Below are 22,165 nucleotides of genomic sequence, written 5' to 3' on the forward strand. Positions count from 1 at the left end.
GCGCTGCGCCTCTTGTTCGCGCTTTGGTTTGGCGGCCCGCCGGACTGCGCCACGCAGGAAGAAGCGAAGCTGGAAGCCGTCTGTAGGAATCACGCACCTTTCGAAGTGTGCTGTGCATTGCGCGGCTTGCAAACTACGAACTTTCGTGGCGCGACAACCTGCAAAGCTGGCATGGCCATGCTATGTCAACTCACGCACGGTCCGATTGGCGCGCGGCGCTTGCGGTCGAACTGGCCTGACCGGGCCATTGGGAACTGTATCTGTCGAACCCTTGCACGGCACGACAGAATGACCAGCCCACGGCTTGGCCCGAGCCGCGTCTGACCGACCACTTCATCCAACATTCACCGTCATACCGGATATCAAGCGATGACCCGACTTCGAATCACCTCCTGCGGCCATGTCTTTATCGCCGAAACGAACCCCGACGCGCCGCAAACCGTGGCCGCTTTCCTGAAGCTGTTGCCGTACCGGCAGAAGATCATCCACGTGCGCTGGAGCGGCGAAGGCTGCTGGGTGCCGCTCGGCGAATTCAAGCTCGAGAACGACGGCGCGGCGGTCGGCTTCGAAAATCACACGAGTCATCCGTCGGTCGGCGACATTCTGTTTTATCCGGGCGGCTATAGCGAAACCGAAATTCTGATCGCCTACGGCTCGTGCTGCTTCGCGAGCAAGATGGGACAGCTCGCGGGCAACCACTTCCTGACCATCGTCGAAGGTAAGGAGAAGCTGCGCGAAGTCGGCGTCAAGGTTTTGTGGGAAGGCGCGCAAGACGTGCTGTTCGAAAAGATCTGAGCATCGCCGGGCGTTTTTCGGACGCCCATGTAAGTTGCACGCGCGGCGTCTGCGTCGCGCGGTCCTGCTTTGATTGCGAGCCGGCCATCGACGGGCTCGCATTTCCTCCATGCCGGCTCTCGGCCACTCTCAGCATTCGACTAAAAACGCTTAATCGTCCGCATTCGGGATTAAGAGCTTTGGCAGTTTTCGTCTGAATCGCACTATGCCATTTAGCTAATTAAAGCTAAAAAATCGCTTTTAGGATTAATCGTATTCGCGAACCGCGGACGCGGTTGCACACTCGTCGCTCCAGCCTTGTTGGCCAAGTAAAAGCGCAGTGCGTCCTGAGTCTGTTTAGTCGATCAAATACTTAGGATGGCATAAGAAAAGTCTCGGCAAGAGACAGTAAATAAAAAGAATGGGAGGAATGTTGAACAAGACCTATAAAGCGGTATGGAATGAAGCGAGGCGCGTCTATGTGGCCGCATCGGAAGTCACGAAAAGCGGGGGTGCGAAGTGCGCTTCGGTATGCCGGGCGCTGGCCGCGGCGGCGGCGGGCTTGCTCGGCGCGCTGGTGTTCGCGCAACCGGCCGGCGCCCAGGAGTGCGCGCCCTCCGGCTGCCCGAATGTCGCCGACGCGCTGTTCTACGATAGCGACGCGCACGACAGCGCGACGCTCGGCAATGCGGGCACACCGGTCAGAGTGACGAACGTCGCCCAAGGCGCGCTCAACGCCTACAGCACGGACGCGGTAACGGGCGCGCAACTGCACGCCACGAACGATGCCGTCTCGCAGAACGCGGCAAGCATCTCGGACCTCGCGGGCAACATCGAAAGCGGTCAGACAGGACTCGCGCGGCAGGACCTGGGCACGCGCAATCTGAGCATTGGCGCGGGCACCGATGGCGCGTCCGTGGACTTCACCGGAACCGGCGGCCCGCGCGAACTGCGCGGCATCGCGGCGGGGACGACTGCTCAATCGGCGGTCAACGTTACGCAGCTCAAGCAGGTCGTGTCGACGCTCGGCGGCGGCGCGTCGGTGAGCGCGAGCGGCGCGACCGTCGGCCCGCGGTACTACATGCAGTCGGGCACGCAAACCACCGTCGGCGGCGCGCTGAGTTCGCTCGATACCGGCATTGCCACGCTGCAGTCGCAAGTCGTGTCGGGCAGCATCGGTCTCGTCAAGCAGGACCTCGGAACGCGCGACATTCTGCTCGCGCCGTCGTCGACGGGTATCCGGATGAACGTCGCCGGCCTGAACGGCAACCGCACGCTTACAGGGCTCGCGCGCGGCGCGATCGACGCGTCCAGCAGCGACGCGGTCAACGGCGCGCAACTCTACGGTAATGCCGCGAGCGTGGCGGCCGCGCTCGGCGGCCAGGCGGCGGTCAAAGCGGACGGCACGGTCAAGCCGCCGCTCTACACCATCGGCGGAAACACGTTTGGCGACGTCGGCTCGGCGCTCGCGGCGGCCGTCAACACGAGCGTGACAACCAGCACCACGGCGAGTGCCGCAGCAAGCGCGAAGACGATTGCGGCGGCCACGGCGGACTCCGTCCAGTACGACTCCGCCGCGCATGACACCCTGACGCTCGGCAACGCCGGCGCGCCGGTCCGCGTGACCAACGTACGCGCCACGAGACTGGACAGCGACAGCCTGGACGCGGTGAACGGCGGCCAACTGTTCGCGACCAATCAGGCGGTGGCGCAAAACAGCGACAACATTGCAAGCCTGGATCGGCGCGTCGGCAGCAACGCGAGCGACATTTCAAATCTCGACCAGCGCGTGAGCGTCAACACGACGAAGATATCGGGCCTCGACACGCGCACTACAGCGCTCGAAGGCAACGTGACGAACGTGGCGAAGCAGATCACGAACGGCGAGATCGGGCTCGTCCAGCAGGACCTGACCTCGCGCGTCATTAGCGTCGGGCAAGATGCGGGCGGCGCGCGTGTCGACTTCGCGGGCACGAGTGGCGCGCGTCAATTGACCGGCGTCGCGGCGGGCCTGGCCGACACGTCCGCGGTCAACTTTGCGCAGTTGAGGCCGGTGGTCGCCGGGCTTGGCGGCGGCGCACAGGTCAATATCGACGGCTCGGTGACCGGCCCGTCGTACCACGTGCAAGGCGGCACGCAGAAGAACGTCGGCGACGCACTCGACTCGCTCGACAGCGGGCTCAGCACACTGCAGCAGAACGTCCAGCAGGGCGGCGCCGGCATGGTGACGCAAGACCCGTCTTCGCGCGTCATCAAGATCGGCGCCTCGACCGACGGCCGGGCGATCAATGTGGCGGGCACGCAGGGCAACCGCGTCGTCACCGGCGTCGGACGCGGCTCGCTCAACGCGGCGAGCACCGACGCGGTCAACGGCTCGCAACTGTTCGCGCAAGCCGCGAGCACGGCGACGGCGCTCGGCGGCGGCTCGACGGTGAACGCGGACGGCTCGGTCAGCGCGCCTTCGTACAAGGTGGGCGGGCAGGTCGTCAACAACGTCGGCGGCGCGCTCGGCAATCTCGACGGCCGCGTCACGCAAAACAGCAACGACATTGCGGGTCTGCAGAACACGGTTGGCCGCATCAACGGAACGGTGGCGAATGCCGTTCAGTACGACAGTTCCGCGCACGACAAGATGACGCTCGGCGGCACGGCGGCGAATGCGCCGGCCGTGCAGTTGACCAACCTGAAGAACGGCGAAGTATCGGCGACGAGCAGCGATGCGGTAACCGGCGCGCAGCTCTGGCAAACCAATCAGCAGATCAGCAGCATCGACCAGACCGTCAGAAACTATGCGACGAGCGGCAACGGCTATACGGCCGTGAACAGTTCCGCGAGTGCGCCGCAGGCGACCGGCAACGGTTCTGTGGCGGTCGGCGGCGGAGCGAAAGCGTCGGCGGCGAACACCGTCGCGCTAGGCGAAGGTTCGGTCGCGGATCAGCCGAACACGGTTTCCGTCGGCTCGTCGGGTAACGAGCGCCGCATCACGAACCTCGCCGCAGGCCAGGCGCCGGGCGACGCCGTCAACATGCAGCAGTTCCAGGGCGGCATGGGCGATCTGGCGCGGCGTGCGTATGCGGGAACGGCGTCCGCGATGGCAATGACCATGGTCCCCGAAGTCGACGCGACGAAGAACCTCGCCATCGGCGTAGGCACGGCGGGTTACATGGGTTATCAGGCGGTGGCCGTGGGGCTGTCGGCGCGCGTCGCGCAGAACTTCAAGGTGAAGCTGAGCGCGGGCATAAGTTCGGTGACCACGGCGGTCGGCGCCGGCGCCGCTTATCAGTGGTAGCAAGGGAAGCCAGCCGGCGAGAACTGCCGGCGGCAAATCGAAGGCGCCCCGTGCGCCCCGCGGTGCGGGCGGCGGGGCGCGGGTACGCTTACTGGAACAGCTTCATCGCTTGCGATAGCGTGTTGAACACGCCCCACGCGAGCGGGATCATCACGTACAGCCAGAAGACGGCGATCTTGACCTTGTTGGTCGGGTGCACGGGTTCAATGGTCGACATGCGAGTCTCCTTATGCGCCTTTGGCGACTTGTGCGTCGGTCATGTGATGCTTGTCGTCCACACGCTTGACCAACAGATTGCAGATGAAGCCGACCACCAGCAGCACGGCCATGATGTGAACCGTCATCGTGTAGGCGTCGGCTTTCGCGACACCGTGCGCGACTTCGTACGCGCGGATGTAGTTCACGAGCACCGGACCCGCCACGCCGGCCGCGGCCCATGCGGTCAGCAGGCGTCCGTGAATGCCGCCGACAAACGCCGTGCCGAACATGTCCGCGAGATACGCGGGCACCGTCGCAAAGCCGCCGCCGTACATCGTGAGGATGATGCAGTACGCCAGCACGAAGAGTGCCATCTGGCCGGACGCGGCGAAGCTCGGCACGAGGAAATACAGCACGGCGCCAAGCGCGAAGAAGATGAAGTAGGTGTTCTTACGGCCGATCCAGTCCGACGCCGATGCCCACACGAAGCGCCCGCCCATGTTGAACAGCGACAGCAGGCCGACGAAACCCGCAGCGGCGGCAGCCGTCACGGTGCCCTTGAAGCTCTCCTGGATCATCACCGAAGCCTGGCCGAGAATGCCGATGCCGGCCGTCACGTTCAGGAACAGCACGAGCCAGATCAGATAGAACTGCGGCGTCTTCAGCGCCTGGTCGATGTGCACGTGGTTACGCGTGATCATCTTTTGCTGCGAGGTCGCGGGCGGCGTCCAGCCTGCCGGTTTCCAGTCCGTCGGCGGCACGCGAATGGCCAACGCGCCGATCGACATCGAGATGAAATACACGATGCCGAGCACGATGAACGTCTCGGCCACGCCGATGCTCGTCGCGCTCTTGAAGTGGTTCATCAGCGCGACGGACAGCGGCGCGGCAATCATCGCGCCGCCGCCGAAGCCCATGATCGCCATGCCGGTCGCCATGCCGCGGCGGTCCGGAAACCAGCGGATCAGCGTCGATACCGGCGACACATAGCCGAGGCCGAGCCCGATTCCGCCGATCACGCCGTAGCCGAGATACAGCAACGCGATCTGGTGGAAGTACACGCCCAGCGCGGAAATCAGGAAGCCGCCGCCGAAGCAGCAGGCCGCGGTGAACATGGTGCGGCGCGGGCCGACGTGCTCGAGCCACTTGCCCGCGAACGCCGCCGACAAACCGAGGAACACGATCGCCAGCGAGAAAATCCAGCCAAGGGAAGTCAGCGACCAGTCATCGGGCGCGGATTGCGTGATGCCGATCACCTTGGTCAACGGGCCGTTGAACACGGAGAACGCGTACGCCTGGCCGATACAGAGATGGACGGCGAGTGCCGCGGGAGGAACCATCCAGCGCGAGAACCCCGGTTTCGCGATGGTGGCTTCTTTCGAAAAAAATGGTGCGGAGCCTGAATTGTGCTGTGGCTCGGTCATGCTGCTCATGGTCGGTCTCCCGGAAAGCGAAGTCTTTGTTATCGGCGCATCAGACCGAATCCTTTAGTGCTTCGGCGTGAGAATTGCTACTCGATGGGGCGCTCATATATGCGGCTGGGCTTCATATGAACGTGCGCAAGTCCCGGATGGAGCTTGCCTGGTCGAACGATAGGGCGGCGGACCTAGGTTGGCAATATGAGATAGAAATGCATAAGGCATTGCCCGAGGAAATGCGACGCGCATCTGCCCGATCGCGGCAGTCGGTCCCAGATGTCGGGTCTGGCGCAACTTGGCGTGCGGCCCAACCGCGCCTTAAAAGCAAAAAGGGCCGGCGGTGGCAGCATCGCCACGCCGGCCTCTTCGAACTTCGATCAACCGTTCAAACGGTGCGCCCCGTCTTCATTTTTGCGGCCACGAGCACAGAGATCAGGCAGCCGATCGCCAGATAGCCGGCCACCGGATGCCACGAACCGCCGGCGAAACTCACGAGCGCAACGGCGATGAACGGCGTGAAGCCGCCGCCTACCACGCTCGCCACCTGATAGCCGACGCCCGCGCCGCTGTAGCGGTACTCGGTGCCGAACAGTTCGGTGAACATCGGCTGCTGCACGCTGACCACCATGTCGTGCGCGATGTTCGCGAGCATCACGGCGAAAACCACGATCCATACCGTCGAGCGTGCTTCAAGGGCCAGGAAGAACGGCACGGCGCTGAACATGCCGACGAGCGCGCCGATCATGTACACGCGGCGGCGGCCGAAGCGGTCGGCGAGCATCGCGAAGAGGGGAATCGTCACGCAACTCACCGCGCCGACCAGCAGGCCGATGGTCAGGAAGAACTCACGCGGCATGTGCAGGTTCGCCGTCGAGTAATTGAGCGCGAAGGCGGTCACGATATACATCGTGAACAGTTCGGCGAGGCGCAGCGCGATGATCAGCAGGAACGCTTTCGGGTGACGCAGCAGCGCTTCGACGATCGGCAGCCGCACGCGGCGCTCGCCGTGCGCGCCGACTTTTTCGACGAATTCCTGCGACTCTTCCATACTCGAGCGGATCCACATCGCGATCAGCACCAGCACCACGCTGAAGAGGAACGGCAGGCGCCAGCCCCAGCTCATGAACGACGCGTTATCCATCGAACGGCTGATCAGCGCGACCAGCCCCGTCGCCAGCACGAGGCCCACGCCGTAGCCGACCTGGACGCCGCTGCTGTAGAACGCCTTCTTTTTCTCGGGCGCGCTTTCCACCGCCATCAACGCCGCACCGCCCCATTCGCCGCCGACCGCGAAGCCCTGGATCGCGCGCAGCGTGACGAGCAGCACCGGCGCGAGCCAGCCGATGGTCGCGAACGACGGCAGCAGGCCGATGGCCGCGGTGGAGAGACCCATCATCATCACGGTGAGCACCAGCATGCGCTTGCGGCCGAGCCGGTCGCCGAAATGGCCGAACACGAAGCCGCCGAGCGGCCGGAACAGAAAGCCGACGCCGAATGTCGCGAAGGCCGCAAGCGTGCCCATTGCCGGGCTCACTTTCGGAAAGAACTCCGCGTTGAAGACGAGTGCCGCGACAATCCCGTACAGCAGAAAGTCGTACCAGTCGACGACTGCGCCGACGAAGCTGCCCAGCGCGGCTTTGCGTGCCCGGCTGCGGGCGATGCGGTTGTCGGCTGTTGCGGCCGGCGAGAGAGTGGTGCTCATGACGGGGTCTCCGTGAGATTCTTGGACTACTGCATGACCGGCCGCGTGCTGGCGGCGCGGCGTCGGCGCCTTTGCGGGCCGCCGATCGCTTGCAGGTTGTGCGGAAGATTAATGACGCTGCGCTCGCCGCACAATCGGCACTCGACGTGGATTGCGCGATAGTCGAACGCGTCTGCGCGAATAGCGCGCGTTCCTGGCGTATACACGGAGGCGCGGCGCGCCGGCAACAAGCGGGAGGCGGGACGACGCGGCGCATGCTACCGTAGTCATTGATTGAAAAACAACAGTCACTGATATACTACATACACAATATTGATTTTTGCGGCGATGCAGCATATGATTGAGTCATTCGATCACTCAATCAGTTGGAGCTACAAATGGAATTTGTTCCTCTCTCGCTGCTGGCCGTCGCTGTTGTGGGCTTGGGCAGTGCCGCCACGGTTCTTATCGCTCGCTGGATTCCGCAGCCTGTCGCGCAACTTGCAGCGCAACATGGCCGTTTCGTCGGATTGAGCGAGCAACGTGGGGCAGCGGTGGCGCCTTATCGTATGCATGTTCAACCAGAGGCGATGAATGTCGTCGGAACTTCAAACTGAAGCGGTGGCAACACCTTTGACGTTGTCGTTGCAGCCTATCGGCGCAAGCGCGAGCTTGCGCGATCAGGCTTATGCGATGCTGCGCCAGGCGATTGCCGATGCGGACATCTACCAGACGCGCGACGAAATCCGTCTGGACGAACGGGTGTTGAGCGAGACGCTCGGCGTCAGCCGAACGCCAGTGCGCGAGGCGATGACGCTGCTTGAGCAGGAAGGCTTTCTGCGCATGGTGCCGCGGCGCGGCATTTACATCGTCCGCAAAAGCAAGCGCGAGATCGTCGAGATGATTCACATGTGGGCCGCGCTGGAAAGCATGGCCGCACGTCTGGCGACCCAGCGCGCCACAGACGAGGAAATCGCTCGCCTGCGGCACATGTTCGACAATTTCCGCGACGCCACGCCGGCCGAGCACATCGCCGAGTATTCGGATGCGAACATCGCGTTTCACCAGTCGATCGTCGAGTTGTCGAAGTCGCAGATCATTCTCGACACCATCAAGAATATTTTTATCCACGTGCGCGCTATCCGGCGCATGACCATCTCGCAGAGCGATCGCGCGTCGCGGTCCATCGTCGATCATCTGCGCATTATCGAGGCGCTCGAGAAGCGCGATACCGAACTGGCCGAGCGTCTCACGCGCCAGCATTCGCTCGATCTGGCGGCCTTCGTGGAGAAGAACTGCGATTTTCTCGATTGACGGCTGAATAGGCGTTACGTGCGGCGTTAGGTACGTTAAGCACGTCTGGCGTTCGGCGCGGAGTTTCGCCGGGCCTGCCCGCGCCCGTCACTGTAGCAACCAAGTCACGCAGGCATTGAAGCCCGCGGTGTTCACGCACCGCGGGCTTTTTTCGTTTCTACGCGCTTCGTAGGGAAACACCGCGCTTGACGTCTGGTGAAATGTGGTATGTGATATATCAACAGTGAGCGTTCTTAACCGGCGCTCAGTGTTTTCCCTTGCGGAAGGCCGAAAGCGGATCTCGAAACAGCCGCTTTACCATGTCCCGCAGGGATTGCAGCAGAAACGCAGAGCGGACCCGGAGCATGAAATCGTCCTTGCCTGAATCTGATATATCACATACCGTATGTGGGCAAGCAGGGCGGCATGTTCTGAGAAGCGTTGCACAACCGATAAGCAGCAGTCTTTCATGGGGCCGGCGCAAGCGCTAATGCGCAACACCGGCCGATGCAAAGCACGGGACCGGCGCAAGCACTGACGCGCCAAGCCGGTCGACACACAGGAGACGACCATGTCTGCAGTTGTTTCATCCCTGAACTCCGCCACGAGCAGCACCACGGCCGAAGACACGCTCAAGCAAAAGACGCGCAATGCGGGCGTCGTTTCGGGCGGCCATCTGGTCGCGAAGGCGCTGAAAAACGAAGGGGTCGATACGATCTTCACGCTGTGCGGCGGCCACATCATCGACATTTACGATGGTTGTGTGGACGAAGGGATTCGCATCATCGACGTGCGCCACGAGCAGGTCGCGGCGCACGCAGCAGACGGCTACGCGCGCCAGACCGGCAAGCTCGGCTGCGTGGTCACGACGGCCGGCCCCGGCTGCACGAACGCGGTGACCGGCATCGCGACGGCATTTCGCTCCGAGAGCCCGGTGCTGCATATCGGCGGGCAAGGCGCGCTGACGCAGCACAAGATGGGCTCGCTGCAAGACCTGCCGCACGTCGACATGATGTCGCCGATCACGAAGTTCGCCGCCAGCGTGTCGAGCACGGAGCGCGTCGCGGACATGATCTCGATGGCCACACGCGAGTGCTTCAACGGCGCGCCCGGCCCGGCTTACCTGGAAATTCCGCGTGACGTGCTCGACCGTGAAGTCGAACTCACGCGCGCCGTCGTGCCGCAGCCGGGGCACTATCGCGCGTCGACGAAATCGATTGGCGATCCGCGCGACATCGAGAAACTGGCCGACATCCTCGTCAATTCGGAGCGCCCCGCGATTCTGTACGGACAGCAGGTGTGGACCGCGCGCGGTCACGAGGAAGCGATTGCATTGCTGCGCGGTCTCGACGTTCCTGGTTATTTCAACGGCGCGAGCCGCGGCTTGCTGCCGCCGGGCGATCCGCATCACTTCGATCGCACGCGTTCGCAGGCGTTTGCGAATGCGGACGTGCTGATCGTCGTCGGCACGCCGTTCGATTTCCGCATGGGCTACGGCAAGCGCATCAGCAAGGAACTGACGCTGGTGCAGATCGATATGGACTACCGGACGGTCGGCAAGAATCGCGACATCGACCTTGGTCTGGTCGGCGATCCGGGCGCGATTCTCGCCGCGGTGCTGCAAGCCGCGAGCGGTCGCCTCAAGGACGACAAGCGCCAGGCACGCCGCAAGTGGATGGCGCAACTTCAGGATGCCGAAGCAACCGCGACCGAAAAACTGATGCCGCTGTTCAAGTCCAACAGCACGCCGATTCATCCGTACCGCGTCGCTTATGAACTCAACGAGTTCCTTTCCGACGACACGATCTATATCGGCGACGGCGGCGACGTCGTGACGATTTCCGCGCAAGCAGTTCGCCCGCGCCGTCCCGGTCAATGGATGGACCCAGGCGCACTCGGCTCGCTCGGCGTCGGCACCGGCTTTGCGCTCGCAGCGGGCATCGCGCATCCGAACAAGGAAGTGCTCTGCTACTACGGCGACGGCTCGTTCGGCATGACCGCGTTCGACATGGAAACGGCCAACCGCTTCGGCGTGCCGTACCTCGCGGTGATCGGCAACAACTCGGCGATGAACCAGATCCGCTACGGCCAGCTCGCCAAATACGGCGACGAGCGCGGCAACGTCGGCAATCTGCTGAGCGATGTGCCGTTCAGCAAGTTCGCCGAAATGCTCGGCGGCTACGGCGAGGAAGTGCGCGATCCCGCGCAGATCGCAAGCGCATTGCAGCGTGCACGCGAGTCGATCCATCGCACCGGCCGCTCAGCAGTCGTCAACATCTGGGTCGATCCGCGCGAATACGCGCCGGGCACCAAGAATCAGACCATGTACAAGTAATACGGATACCTTAGGAGACACGACATGGGCAAAGCACTCGACGGCGTGCGCATTCTCGATTTCACGCATGTGCAATCGGGCCCGACCTGCACGCAATTGCTGGCGTGGTTCGGCGCGGACGTGATCAAGGTGGAGCGGGCCGGCGCCGGCGACATCACGCGCGAGCAACTGCGTGATATTCCCGACGTGGACAGCTTGTACTTCACGATGCTCAATCACAACAAGCGCTCGGTCACGATCGATACGAAGAACCCGGAAGGCAAGCAGGTTCTGGAGGCGCTGATCCAGAAATGCGACGTGCTGGTGGAGAACTTCGCGCCGGGCGCACTGGATCGCATGGGCTTTACGTGGGAGCGCATCCAGGAGCTGAATCCGCGCATGATCGTCGCGTCGGTGAAAGGCTTTGGCCCAGGTCCGTACGAAGACTGCAAGGTCTACGAGAACGTCGCGCAATGCGCGGGCGGCGCGGCGTCCACCACGGGTTTCGACGACGGCCCGCCGGTCGTCAGCGGCGCGCAGATCGGCGATAGCGGCACGGGCTTGCATCTCGCGCTCGGCATTGTCACCGCGCTTTATCAGCGCACGCAGACGGGCCGCGGCCAGCGCGTGCTCGCTGCGATGCAGGACGGCGTGCTCAATCTGTGCCGCGTGAAGCTGCGCGATCAGCAGCGGCTCGAACGCACCGGCGTGATGAAGGAGTATCCGCAATATCCGAACGGCAAGTTCGGCGAAGCGGTGCCGCGCGCGGGCAATGCGTCGGGCGGCGGCCAGCCGGGCTGGATTCTGAAATGCAAGGGCTGGGAGACCGATCCCAACGCGTACATCTACTTCATCACGCAGGCGCCGGTGTGGGCCAAGATCTGCAACGTGATCGGCAAGGAAGAGTGGGCCACGGACCCCGATTACGCGACGCCCGCCGCACGCCTGCCGCGTCTGAAGGACATTTTCGCGGAAATCGAACGCTGGACGATGACCAAGACCAAGTTCGAGGCGATGCAGATCCTCAACAAGTACGACATTCCATGCGGGCCGATTCTGTCGATGAAGGAGATCGCCGAGGAGCCCTCGCTGCGCAAGACCGGCACGATCGTCGAAGTCGATCATCCGACGCGCGGCAAATATCTGACCGTTGGCAATCCTATCAAACTGTCCGATAGCCCGACCGAAGTGAAGCGCTCTCCGCTGCTTGGCGAACATACCGACGAAGTCATGGCGGAACTGGGCTACTCGCCCGAGCAGATCAGCGCACTGCGCACCGCCGGCGCCATCTAGCGCATAGAAAAACCCGTAGTGCAGGCCGCCCGCCGCTCGCCATCCAGGCGAGCGCGGTGCCGGGCGGCGCCTTTCGAACCCGCATTGGAGACGGCAGGACATGGCATACGAAGACACGCTCTCACTGAAAGAACGCGGTACCGCACACACGCCGGACGACCGCGCGCAGGTCGCCAACAAGGACGTCGTGCGGCACATTCTCGATCACGCGAAAGCCGAAGGCCGCAATTCGCTGACCGCGCCGGAAGGCAAACTCGTGTGCGACGTCTACGGCATTTCGGTGCCGAAGGAAGCGCTTGCGACGACCGCGGATGAAGCCGCGCAATTCGCCGCCGACATCGGTTTTCCAGTCGTACTAAAGATCGTCTCGCCGGAAATTCTGCACAAGACCGAAGCGGGCGGCGTGCTCGTCGGCGTGAAGAATGCTGCGGACGTGGTGCAAGGATTCACCACGATCATGGAGAACGCGAAGCGCTATAACGCCAACGCGAATCTGCTTGGCGTGCAGGTGCAGCAGATGATCGGCGGCGGGCAGGAAGTGATCGTCGGCGCGGTGACCGATCCGTCGTTCGGCAAGCTGGTCGCGTTCGGTCTTGGCGGCGTGCTGGTCGAAGTGCTGAAGGACATCACGTTCCGCCTCGCGCCGGCCACGCGCGACGACGCTCGCTCGATGCTCGACGGCATTGCGGCTGCCGACATGCTCAAGGGCGTGCGCGGCGGCGAACCCGTCGACCGCGAGGCGCTCGCCGGGTTGATCGAAAACGTCTCGCGGCTCGTGTCCGACTTCCCCGAAATCTCCGAGCTGGATCTGAACCCCGTGTTCGCGAGCAAGCGCGGTGCGATTGCCGCCGACGTGCGCATCGTGCTCGATTTCGCGCCGCCGGTAGAGCGCTATCGGCCGAGTCAGGAAGACATCGTGCGGCAAATGAACCGCATCATGAAGCCGGATTCGGTCGCGGTGATCGGTGCATCGGCGGAAGACGGCAAGATCGGCAACTCGGTGATGAAGAACCTGATCAACGGTGGCTACAAGGGCGAGATCTATCCGATCCACCCGAAGGCCGACGAGATCATGGGCCACAAGGCCTATAAGAGTGTGCTGGACGTGCCGGGCAATATCGACGTGGCAGTGTTTGCGATTCCCGCGAAGTTCGTCGCCGGCGCATTGACGGAAGTCGGCAAGAAGCACATTCCGGGCGCGGTGCTGATTCCGTCCGGCTTTGCCGAAACAGGCAACGTGGAAGGCCAGCAGGAAATCGTGGCGATTGCGCGCGAATACGATATTCGCCTGATGGGGCCGAATATTTACGGCTTCTACTACACGCCGAAGAATCTGTGCGCAACGTTTTGCACACCGTACGATGTGCAAGGCAAGGCGGCGTTGTCGTCGCAATCGGGCGGTATCGGCATGGCGATCATCGGCTTCTCGCGTTCGGCGAAGATGGGCGTGTCGGCAATCGTCGGCCTCGGCAACAAGTCCGATATCGACGAAGACGATCTGCTCACGTTCTTCGAACAGGACGAGAACACCGACATCATCGCGCAGCATTGCGAAGACTTGAAAGACGGCCGCGCGTTTGCGGAAACGGCGGCGCGCGTGTCGAAGAAGAAGCCGGTCGTGGTGCTCAAGGCGGGCCGCACGAGTCTCGGCGCGCGAGCGGCGAGCTCGCACACGGGCGCGCTTGCAGGCAACGATCGCATCTACGAAGACGTGTTCAAGCAATGCGGCGTGATCCGCGCTCGCTCGCTGCGCGATCTGCTCGAGTTTGCACGCGGCATTCCGAAGCTGCCGACGCCGAAGGGCGAGAACGTGGTGATCATCACGGGCGCGGGCGGCTCGGGCGTGTTGTTGTCCGATGCTTGCGTGGACAACCGTCTGTCGCTGATGACCATGCCCGCCGATCTCGACGCTGCGTTCCGCAAGTTCATTCCTCCGTTCGGCGCGGCGGGCAATCCCGTCGACATCACGGGTGGCGAGCCGCCGTCCACGTATCAGAACACGATCCGGCTCGGCCTCGAAGACCCGCGCATTCACGCGATCATTCTCGGCTACTGGCACACCATCATCACGCCGCCGATGGTGTTCGCGCGCCTCGTCGTCGAGGTGAAGGAAGAGATGAAAGCGCGCGGTATCGAGAAGCCGATCGTGGCCTCGCTCGCGGGCGACGTTCAGGTGGAGGAAGCCGCCGAATATCTGTACGCGCATGGTGTTCCCGCGTACGCCTATTCGACGGAAATTCCCGTCGCGGTGCTCGGTGCAAAGTATCAGTGGGCACGCGGCGCCGGCCTGATCTGACGCGTCAAACGGAAGGCGGCACGGTTTTCTTCGCGACAGTCGATTGTCGTTTGCAACTCGCGAAGAAGATCGTGCCGAAGCGCTCAAGGAGCGGCGTATGGATACGTGGATGCGTTTCATGTCCAGCGACGGCGGTGTGGTGTTCGGCCGCGTCGAAGGTGCTTATCTGCACGAGTACGAAAGTCTCGATCAACCGGTGCCGACCGGCGCCGTGTTATCGACGCGCGCGCTGACGCCGCTCGCGCCTTGCGCGCCTGGCAAGATCGTCGCGCTGTGGAATAACTTTCACGCGCTTGCCGCGAAGCTCGACAAGCCGGTGCCCGCGCATCCGCTTTTTCTGCTGAAGCCGGCGGGCTCGGTGATCGGTTCGGGCGAGCCGATCCGGCGGCCCGTGAGCTACGCCGGCAAGATCGTCTATGAAGGCGAACTCGGCATTGTGATTGGCCGGCGCTGCCGCGATGCGAACGTCGAAGAAGCTGCTCAAGCGATCTTCGGTTACACGCTCGTCAACGACGTGACTGCGGCCGATCTGCTCAACGAAAATCCGCATTTTCCGCAATGGTGCCGCGCGAAAGGCTTCGATACGTTCTGTTGTATCGGACCGGCAATCGTCTCCGGTTTCGACTGGCAAAGCGCGCATCTCGTGACGATGCTCGACGACGTCGAGCGGCAAAACTATCCGCTGTCCGACATGGTGTTTTCGCCGGCCGAGCAGGTGAGCCTCATTTCGCAGGATCTCACGCTGGAGCCGGGTGATGTGATTGCGTGCGGTACGTCGGTGGGAGTCGGGTCGATCAAGGATGGCGCGACGGTGTCTATTTCTATCGATGGAATCGGCACGCTGCGCAATACGTTGCAAGCCGCGGTACGCGAAGCGCCGGGACCGGGCGTTACTGCAACAGGCGTTACGGCGGGACTCGTTTGAAGAACGATCGGTCGATCCGCGGGCCACAAGTCCGCGGGTTGCAACAACACGGAAGGAGCGCGCGTGCCGCAAGCGTCGGATAGTACCGTGTGGCTTGGAATGCTCGTCTCGCTGACGGCTGCGTGTGCTGCATTGCTTGCCTGCGCGCTCGGCCCGATGCTCGCCGGTGCATCCGTCGTGCGCCGTCGCAATCTCACACGACGACCCGCGCTCGCCGCGTTGCTCGCGAGCGGCATGGGTTTATCCGTCGTATCCGTCGGCGTCGCGCGTTATCTGTCGCCAGGAAACCAGGCCAATCTCGCGATTCCCGAGCGGATCGAACTCTATGCGGCGGTGTTCGCCGGCGCGTTGATCTTCGCCACATCGGCGATCGCATTCTGCAAACTGCGCGGCCTGTTGCCGCTTCGCGTGACGGCGCGTCGCGGGCACGACATCGTCAATGCGGTCGCGCTGCTGTTATGCGGATGGCTCGGCTATGGCTTCGTCACCGAAGCGGCGCAGCCGTTCGGGCTCACCGCGTTGCTCGGTATGAGCGCACTGGCTTCGTCGATCGGTGTGCATGTGATGATGAGCCGTGAGTATTCGAAGAAGCACGCGAAAACGCATGCGAAAACGCACGCGTATGGCGCTCGCGCCGACATGCCAATGAAGTGGCGAGAAGACGCAGAAGAAGTCAGCCCAATGCACGTCATGGTGCGCGCGGCAGCATACCGTCACGGCCGACGCTGGCATAACAGCGACAGCATCGGCAGCAGGCAACGGAACATTCAGGCATGCGCGGCACGACGCTTGTCCAACCGACCCACGGTAAGCCGGCATCCATGAACGCGAACCCGATCAATCAAGCAACTGCCGCGATAAAAGGCGGGAACGTATTCCCGCCCATCCGCTCACTCACCCAAAGCCGCGAATTCACTAAAGTACTGCGCCTTCTTTTGCAGGATCAGTTGCGCGAGAAAGTCCGGATCATATGCGCGATGCAGATGCGCATGAAACCGCTCGATGTATGCGGTAATCCGCGCGGCCTCGCTATTGAATTCGCTCAGCACGTCGAGCGTGGCGTGGTCCCAGCGAAAGCGCAGCCCGAGGTCGCTGAAGGCCGCGTTATAGGCGCTCAGATGCGGGTCGTTGGAATGATCGGCGGAAGCGCGCGCAGTGGTGCGTGCGCTGGCATGAGTCGCAACCGAAGCGTGGTTCATGATCGGCCTCCTAGGCTGTCAAGTGATGAAACTAGCTTGCAGCATAGAAGTACCGAACGATTTGCAATAGTTAAAGTTTTATTGGATCTCCATAGCCTATTGCTTATAGACGCTCAATTCCTTCACACGAGTGATCTTCTCGATGAGGTTCGCGCCTTCCTCCATCAGGAAGCGCTTGAACGCTACCGCAACCGGCGGCAGGCGCTTGTTCTTGCGATGAACCACATACCAGTTGAGCATCACAGGAAAGCTCTCGACGTCGAGCACCACGAGATGCCCCAGTTGCAACTCGAGGCTGATCGTATGCGCAGACAAAAACGCGATGCCCATGCCGGCAATCACCGCCTGCTTGATGGTCTCGGTGCTTTTGATCTCCATCGCAATCTTCAGATTCGACAGTCGGCCCGCAAAGCCTTCTTCCATCGAATTCCACGTGTCCGAGCCGCGCTCGCGCACGATGAACGCCTCGTTCGCCAACTGGCTGATCTTGATGTTGCGCTTGTGCGCGAGCGGATGCGTGGGCGCGGCCACGATGACATACGGATGAGGCGCGAACGGCTCGTTAGTGGCGTCCATCTCGTGCGGCGGGCGCACCATTACCGCGAGGTCCGTCTGATTGGTCGCGAGCTGATGCAACAACTCCTCGCGATTGTGGACAGCGAGGTTCAGCACGACGCCCGCATAGCGCCGCGTGAATTCGGCGAGCAGCCGCGGAAAGAAGTAGTCGCCAGCGCTGATCACCGCCACATTCAGCTTGCCGCCGGAGACGCCCTTCAACTGGCTCATCGCTTCGTCGACTTCGTGAAACTGCTGAATGATCGCGCGGCTGTAGTGCAGCATTTCAGTGCCGGCCGGCGTGAGGTAGATCTTTTTGCCGAGCTGTTCGAAGAGCGGCAGCCCCGCATGCTCTTCCAACTGACGAACCTGCGTGGAGACGGCAGGCTGTGTGAGATGCAGTTCCTCGGCGGCGCGCGAAAAGCTCAAGTGGCGCGCCACGGTCTCGAACACCTTCAATTGACGCAGCGTGGCATTGCGCATCGTCATGACCGATGTATAAGCAAATGTGAATCAACATAATAACAAACTTTAATTATTAGTAATTCAGCAATGACCCTAGCATGGGTTTGTAAACAAGGCGAAGCCGCCACGGAACACTCGGGTTAACGCTTGGATTTCAGGCGTGGCGGGACCAGGCGGCAGATTGGCGGAAAACAACAAAACGGATTAGTCGGAATTAAGAACTTCCAAAAGGCGATGAATAAAGCGCTTTTTAAAGGAAGCGCTTTAAAGACTCAAATATTAAACATTCCCGGATTGCAAGGCTTTCCGGGTCATAACGATAAGGTGGGACACATACAGCACGGCGCTTTGGCCGGCTGCACTAAATAATTGCGGAGACAAGGCACATGGACGACATCACTCAACAGACCGCGGCCCGCGTATTCTGGGCGAACCGTTGGTGGCAACTCGTCATCGGCATGGTGTGCATGGCGTTGGTGGCGAATTTGCAGTACGCATGGACGCTCTTCGTCGCACCGATGGACGCGCGGCATCACTGGGGCCAGGCCTCGATTCAACTGGCGTTTGCCATCTTCATTCTCACTGAAACCTGGCTCGTGCCGCTCGAGGGCTGGCTCGTCGACAAGTTCGGTCCACGGCCCGTGGTGGCAGGCGGCGCGGTATGCGCGGGCCTCGCGTGGGTGATGAATTCATATGCGACCACCTTGCCCATGCTCTACACGTCCGCGGTGATTGCGGGTATCGGCGCGGGTGGCGTATACGGCACATGCGTCGGCAATGCGTTGAAATGGTTTCCCGACCGGCGCGGTCTGGCCGCGGGTCTCACGGCAGCGGGCTTCGGCGCGGGCGCGGCAGTCACCGTGATTCCGATTGCGAACATGATCACGCGCTCGGGCTATGAGCACACGTTCTTCTTCTTCGGCATTTTGCAGGGCGTAGCGATTCTGCTGCTCGCGATGCTGCTGGTCAAACCGGTGTTGAGTAAGCACACGCCGGCGAAGAGAAAGTTCTCCGTGTCGAAGGTCGATCTCACGCCCGGCCAGATGATCAAGACGCCGGTGTTCTGGGTGATCTACGTGTCGTTCGTCGCAGTCGCAGCCGGCGGCTTGATGGCCACTGCGCAGATCGGTCCGATCGCGAAAGACTGGGGCCTCGCGCGCATTCCGATGACGATCTTCGGCGTCACGCTGCCGCTTCTCACAGCGACGCTTTCCATCGACAACGTCTGCAACGGCTTCACGCGTCCTCTGTGCGGTTTCATCTCCGACAAGATCGGCCGTGAAAACACGATGTTCATGATCTTCATTGGAGAAGGACTCGCGTTGCTCGGCATGATGGAGTACGGCACGAACCCGTATGCGTTCATGACGTTCGCCGCGTTGATCTTCCTGTTCTGGGGCGAAATCTTCTCGATCTTCCCGGCGATTTGCGCCGACACCTTCGGCAGCAAGTATGCGGCGGCGAACGCGGGCACGTTGTACACCGCGAAGGGCACGGCCTCGCTGCTGGTGCCGATTGCATCGGTGCTGTCGGCAACCGGCGGATGGAGCCTCGTGTTCACGGTGTCCGCGGTGATCACGATTGCCGCGGGCGTGTCCGCGAAGTTCATCCTCGCGCCGATGCGCTCGCGATGGATCCACTCGCAGGACGAGCCGTCGCCAGGCGTGCTGGCCGTCGCCGGTAACGGTAACGGCAAGGCCTCGCGTCTTAGCCACTGGCCCGAGCAAACCGGCGAATAGGAACAATAGGAACAGGCCGACAAGCCGCGCGCCGGCCACTACGTCATGAACGTTTCGTTGCAGCAACTCAAGGTGTTTGTCGCCGTCGCGCGTGAACGCAGCTTCACGCGCGCGGCGCGCGAACTCGATCTGACGCAGTCCGCAGTGAGCCGTTGCGTGCGTGAACTGGAAGACGCGGTCGATCTGAAGCTGTTCGACCGCACGACGCGCCAGGTTCAACTGACGCATGCAGGCGCGAGCCTCGAAAGAAGAATCGGCCGCCTGCTCGATGAAATCGATCTGACGTTGCGCGAAGAACGCGGTGCTTACGAAGGCCATCGCGGTGTGGTCGCGCTGGCGAGCAATCCGGTGTTGTCGTCCAGTTGGGTCGCACAGGGACTCGCGCGCTGCGCGTCCGCATTCCCCGAACTGCTCGTTACCGTCGAAGACCAGGCGCAAAGCGGTGTGCTCGCGAGCGTCGAGCATGGCGAGGTGGATTTCGGCGTGGTCTCGCTGGCCGAGCCGCTCGTCAGCGATCAATTGCATGCGCAAGTCGTTTTCACGACGCCGCTGCATGCGGTGATGCCGCCGACTCATCCGCTTGCCCGACACGCGAGCGTCGCCTGGGATGCGTTGCACGACTGGGCGCTCGTCACGCTGAACGCCGACGCCGGCGTGCGCGCGGCGCTCGATCGCGCGTTCAATGCGAACGGTTTGAAGCGGCGTCCGGTGCAGGAATTCGGGCACGTCGCGGCTGTGCTGCGCATGGTCGAACTCGGGCTCGGCGTCGGCGTGCTGCCCGTCGACTCACATTGGCCCGCCGTGGGCGAGTCGCTCGTGAGCCGGCCTCTCGCACCCGAGGCGACATTGACGACGCTGCTCGTGCATCGCCGCAACCGCTCGCTCAGGCCGAATGCCGCGGCTGCGTGGGCGCAGTTTGCCGAGCAGGGCGGGGCGTTGTCGAGCAGCGCGAGCGTCGAGGCGAACCGCGAGGCAAACCCGGAGGCAAACACAAGCCCGGCTTCGCACACAGTCTCCGATTCTTCATGGCCCGTCGCCGCGCGCAGCGGCGCGGCGCTTCACGAGCCGTAGCGCCGCCTGGTCCTTGCGCGCACCGGTCATCCCCGGACCGGTTTGCAGCACTCAGCCACGCAACATCTCAATGCAAGGAGCTTTACGATGGACACTGACACCGACCTCAGGCGCCATGATCTGCTGATCGACGGCAAGCGGTTGCCGCCGGGCACAGGCGAATATTCCGTCGATATCAATCCGGCCACCGAAGAGCCGATCGCGCATGTGGCCCAAGGCAGCGCGGCCGACGTCGACACAGCGGTTATCGCAGCGCGCGCCGCTTTGAAAGTGTGGAACGGCATCAAGGCGGCGGAGCGCGGCCGCATTCTCGGCCGCCTCGCCGGCCTGATGCGCGTGAATCTCGACGAGCTCGCCGCGCTCGAAAGCCTCGACGCCGGCAAGCCGATTGCTGCTGTCATGCGCCAGGACGTTCCGGCCGCGATCGACACGCTCGAGTACTACGCCGGCTGGTGCGACAAGATCAACGGCCAGGTCGTGCCGGTTCGCCCGGACGCGTTGACCTATACGATCCGCGAACCGGTCGGCGTGGTCGCGGCCATCGTGCCGTGGAATTTCCCGTTGATGATCGGCATGTGGAAAATCGCGCCCGCGCTCGCGTGCGGTTGCACGCTGATTGTCAAGCCCGCGGAGATCACGCCGCTCAGCGCGTTGCGTATCGGCGAACTCGCGCTCGAAGCGGGCCTACCGCCTGGAGTCCTGAATATCGTCACCGGCAAGGGACGTGTGGTGGGCGACGCGCTCGTCGCGCATCCGGGCGTGGACAAGGTCACGTTCACCGGCTCGCCTTCGGTCGGACGCGGCATTCTGCAAGGCGCGGCGAGCAACTTCAAGCGCGTGACGCTCGAACTCGGCGGCAAATCGGCGAACCTGATTTTTGCCGATGCGAATCTCGACAACGCAGTGCGAGCCGCAGCGTCGGGCATCTTCTTCAACACCGGCCAGGTGTGCTCGGCGGGCTCGCGCATTCTCGCGCATCGCGATGTCTATGACGAAGTGGTCGACCGGCTCGCCGCGCGAGCGAAGTCGATCAAGGTCGGCGATCCGTCGCTGCGCGAAACGTCGATGGGCCCGCTCATCTCCGCCGCGCAAATGAAGACCGTGCTCGGTTATGTCGATGCAGGGCGATCGGAAGGCGCGTCGCTCGTGACGGGCGGGGCGCGGGTCGGCGAACGCGGCTTCTTTGTGGAGCCGACGGTATTCGCCAACGTCGAACACGAAATGCGAATCTCGCAGGAGGAGATCTTCGGACCGGTGGCAAGCGTGATCCGTTTCGAGGACGAAGCCGACGCGATCCGTATCGCCAACGGCACGTTGTATAGCCTCGCGGCCGGCGTGTGGAGCGCGGACATTGGCCGCGTGCATCGCGTGGCGAGAGACCTGCGGGCAGGGACCGTCTGGATCAACACGTATGGCTACACTGACGTGCGCCTGCCGTGGGGCGGTTCCGGCGATTCGGGTTTCGGCCGCGAACACGGCGACGTCGCGATTGAAAACTTCACCGAGCCGAAGGCGGTCTGGCTCGCGATCGACCAGTAGCGAGCCGTAGCGATAGCGGTAATAACGGCGCAATAAAAAAGGATCGGACGACGTCCGATCCTTTTGCACCTACCATCATCAAACCACGACGGCCAACGCGATAAACGCGATCTCGC

The 22,165-nt window shown here is 62.7% G+C and carries 17 protein-coding genes; 12 read left to right on the plus strand and 5 right to left on the minus strand.

Annotation, left to right across the window (positions count from 1 at the left end):
* The first annotated feature begins 369 nt into the window (after positions 1–369).
* Positions 370–795: a DUF3830 family protein gene (locus P0D87_RS30140; RefSeq protein ID WP_029966520.1), complete on the plus strand. Its 426-nt coding sequence runs from the start codon at positions 370–372 to the stop codon at positions 793–795.
* A gap of 409 nt (positions 796–1,204) precedes the next feature.
* Entirely contained in the window at positions 1,205–4,063 is a 2,859-nt protein-coding gene (locus P0D87_RS30145) for a YadA-like family protein (protein ID WP_053859572.1), read from the plus strand.
* Between the two features lie 88 nt (positions 4,064–4,151).
* On the opposite strand, the gene P0D87_RS30150 is transcribed toward P0D87_RS30145, so the two are convergent.
* The 3 genes from P0D87_RS30150 to shiA all read right to left on the minus strand — a co-directional run bounded on the left by P0D87_RS30150 (position 4,152) and on the right by shiA (position 7,381).
* The gene (locus P0D87_RS30150) at positions 4,152–4,280 is read right to left on the minus strand and encodes an MFS transporter small subunit (protein ID WP_006049160.1); all 129 of its coding nucleotides are present in this window, start codon (positions 4,278–4,280) and stop codon (positions 4,152–4,154) included.
* 10 nt (positions 4,281–4,290) lie between these two features.
* Complete coding sequence (locus tag P0D87_RS30155; RefSeq protein ID WP_006049161.1) at positions 4,291–5,694, minus strand: L-lactate MFS transporter; 1,404 nt, start codon at positions 5,692–5,694, stop codon at positions 4,291–4,293.
* 370 nt (positions 5,695–6,064) lie between these two features.
* Positions 6,065–7,381 carry a shikimate transporter gene (gene shiA / locus P0D87_RS30160; RefSeq protein WP_006049162.1) on the minus strand — a complete coding sequence of 439 codons (1,317 nt, stop codon included), beginning with the start codon at positions 7,379–7,381 and terminating at the stop codon, positions 6,065–6,067.
* A 377-nt stretch (positions 7,382–7,758) separates the two neighbouring features.
* Between shiA and P0D87_RS30165 the strand changes: the two genes are divergently transcribed.
* The 7 genes from P0D87_RS30165 to P0D87_RS30195 all read left to right on the plus strand — a co-directional run bounded on the left by P0D87_RS30165 (position 7,759) and on the right by P0D87_RS30195 (position 16,306).
* Positions 7,759–7,977 carry a hypothetical protein gene (locus tag P0D87_RS30165; RefSeq protein WP_006049163.1) on the plus strand — a complete coding sequence of 73 codons (219 nt, stop codon included), beginning with the start codon at positions 7,759–7,761 and terminating at the stop codon, positions 7,975–7,977.
* Positions 7,955–8,674 carry a GntR family transcriptional regulator gene (locus tag P0D87_RS30170; RefSeq protein WP_006049164.1) on the plus strand — a complete coding sequence of 240 codons (720 nt, stop codon included), beginning with the start codon at positions 7,955–7,957 and terminating at the stop codon, positions 8,672–8,674. Before P0D87_RS30165 ends, P0D87_RS30170 begins: the two co-directional genes overlap by 23 nt.
* 550 nt (positions 8,675–9,224) lie before the next feature.
* On the plus strand, positions 9,225–10,988 hold the full coding sequence (locus tag P0D87_RS30175) for a thiamine pyrophosphate-binding protein (RefSeq protein WP_053859570.1): 1,764 nt from the start codon (positions 9,225–9,227) through the stop codon (positions 10,986–10,988).
* Positions 10,989–11,012: 24 nt separating this feature from the next.
* Complete coding sequence (gene frc / locus P0D87_RS30180; protein ID WP_006049166.1) at positions 11,013–12,260, plus strand: formyl-CoA transferase; 1,248 nt, start codon at positions 11,013–11,015, stop codon at positions 12,258–12,260.
* Between the two features lie 100 nt (positions 12,261–12,360).
* The gene (locus P0D87_RS30185; protein ID WP_029966516.1) at positions 12,361–14,556 is read left to right on the plus strand and encodes an acetate--CoA ligase family protein; all 2,196 of its coding nucleotides are present in this window, start codon (positions 12,361–12,363) and stop codon (positions 14,554–14,556) included.
* Positions 14,557–14,653: 97 nt separating this feature from the next.
* The gene (locus tag P0D87_RS30190; RefSeq protein ID WP_053859569.1) at positions 14,654–15,481 is read left to right on the plus strand and encodes a fumarylacetoacetate hydrolase family protein; all 828 of its coding nucleotides are present in this window, start codon (positions 14,654–14,656) and stop codon (positions 15,479–15,481) included.
* Between the two features lie 63 nt (positions 15,482–15,544).
* A complete protein-coding gene (locus P0D87_RS30195) occupies positions 15,545–16,306 on the plus strand; it encodes an NAD(P)(+) transhydrogenase (Re/Si-specific) subunit beta (protein ID WP_053859568.1) in 762 nt (253 codons plus the stop codon).
* A 65-nt stretch (positions 16,307–16,371) separates the two neighbouring features.
* On the opposite strand, the gene P0D87_RS30200 is transcribed toward P0D87_RS30195, so the two are convergent.
* Both P0D87_RS30200 and P0D87_RS30205 read right to left on the minus strand, forming a co-directional pair.
* Entirely contained in the window at positions 16,372–16,680 is a 309-nt protein-coding gene (locus tag P0D87_RS30200; protein ID WP_006049170.1) for a hypothetical protein, read from the minus strand.
* 96 nt (positions 16,681–16,776) lie between these two features.
* On the minus strand, positions 16,777–17,724 hold the full coding sequence (locus P0D87_RS30205) for a LysR family transcriptional regulator (protein WP_006049171.1): 948 nt from the start codon (positions 17,722–17,724) through the stop codon (positions 16,777–16,779).
* Between the two features lie 362 nt (positions 17,725–18,086).
* Here P0D87_RS30205 and oxlT point away from each other — a divergent pair, with 362 nt between their 5' ends.
* The 3 genes from oxlT to P0D87_RS30220 all read left to right on the plus strand — a co-directional run bounded on the left by oxlT (position 18,087) and on the right by P0D87_RS30220 (position 22,049).
* Positions 18,087–19,439 (plus strand): oxalate/formate MFS antiporter, encoded by a 1,353-nt coding sequence (gene oxlT / locus P0D87_RS30210; protein WP_006049172.1) that lies wholly within the window; start codon positions 18,087–18,089, stop codon positions 19,437–19,439.
* 45 nt (positions 19,440–19,484) lie between these two features.
* On the plus strand, positions 19,485–20,510 hold the full coding sequence (locus tag P0D87_RS30215; protein ID WP_053859567.1) for a LysR family transcriptional regulator: 1,026 nt from the start codon (positions 19,485–19,487) through the stop codon (positions 20,508–20,510).
* Between the two features lie 87 nt (positions 20,511–20,597).
* Positions 20,598–22,049 (plus strand): aldehyde dehydrogenase family protein, encoded by a 1,452-nt coding sequence (locus P0D87_RS30220; RefSeq protein ID WP_053859566.1) that lies wholly within the window; start codon positions 20,598–20,600, stop codon positions 22,047–22,049.
* The last annotated feature ends 116 nt before the right edge of the window (positions 22,050–22,165 follow it).

The sequence above is a fragment of the Paraburkholderia sp. RL17-368-BIF-A genome, from assembly GCF_046054045.1.
GTDB classification, from domain to species: Bacteria; Pseudomonadota; Gammaproteobacteria; order Burkholderiales; family Burkholderiaceae; genus Paraburkholderia; species Paraburkholderia graminis.

What these genes read in the sequence shown, in the direction of transcription:
- P0D87_RS30140 (WP_029966520.1), top strand. Translation starts at nt 370, where the DNA reads ATGACCCGACTTCGAATCACCTCCTGCGGCCATGTCTTTATCGCCGAA.
- P0D87_RS30145 (WP_053859572.1), top strand. Translation starts at nt 1,205, where the DNA reads ATGTTGAACAAGACCTATAAAGCGGTATGGAATGAAGCGAGGCGCGTC.
- P0D87_RS30150 (WP_006049160.1), bottom strand. Translation starts at nt 4,280, where the DNA reads ATGTCGACCATTGAACCCGTGCACCCGACCAACAAGGTCAAGATCGCC.
- P0D87_RS30155 (WP_006049161.1), bottom strand. Translation starts at nt 5,694, where the DNA reads ATGAGCAGCATGACCGAGCCACAGCACAATTCAGGCTCCGCACCATTT.
- shiA (WP_006049162.1), bottom strand. Translation starts at nt 7,381, where the DNA reads ATGAGCACCACTCTCTCGCCGGCCGCAACAGCCGACAACCGCATCGCC.
- P0D87_RS30165 (WP_006049163.1), top strand. Translation starts at nt 7,759, where the DNA reads ATGGAATTTGTTCCTCTCTCGCTGCTGGCCGTCGCTGTTGTGGGCTTG.
- P0D87_RS30170 (WP_006049164.1), top strand. Translation starts at nt 7,955, where the DNA reads ATGTCGTCGGAACTTCAAACTGAAGCGGTGGCAACACCTTTGACGTTG.
- P0D87_RS30175 (WP_053859570.1), top strand. Translation starts at nt 9,225, where the DNA reads ATGTCTGCAGTTGTTTCATCCCTGAACTCCGCCACGAGCAGCACCACG.
- frc (WP_006049166.1), top strand. Translation starts at nt 11,013, where the DNA reads ATGGGCAAAGCACTCGACGGCGTGCGCATTCTCGATTTCACGCATGTG.
- P0D87_RS30185 (WP_029966516.1), top strand. Translation starts at nt 12,361, where the DNA reads ATGGCATACGAAGACACGCTCTCACTGAAAGAACGCGGTACCGCACAC.
- P0D87_RS30190 (WP_053859569.1), top strand. Translation starts at nt 14,654, where the DNA reads ATGGATACGTGGATGCGTTTCATGTCCAGCGACGGCGGTGTGGTGTTC.
- P0D87_RS30200 (WP_006049170.1), bottom strand. Translation starts at nt 16,680, where the DNA reads ATGAACCACGCTTCGGTTGCGACTCATGCCAGCGCACGCACCACTGCG.
- P0D87_RS30205 (WP_006049171.1), bottom strand. Translation starts at nt 17,724, where the DNA reads ATGACGATGCGCAATGCCACGCTGCGTCAATTGAAGGTGTTCGAGACC.
- oxlT (WP_006049172.1), top strand. Translation starts at nt 18,087, where the DNA reads ATGGACGACATCACTCAACAGACCGCGGCCCGCGTATTCTGGGCGAAC.
- P0D87_RS30215 (WP_053859567.1), top strand. Translation starts at nt 19,485, where the DNA reads ATGAACGTTTCGTTGCAGCAACTCAAGGTGTTTGTCGCCGTCGCGCGT.
- P0D87_RS30220 (WP_053859566.1), top strand. Translation starts at nt 20,598, where the DNA reads ATGGACACTGACACCGACCTCAGGCGCCATGATCTGCTGATCGACGGC.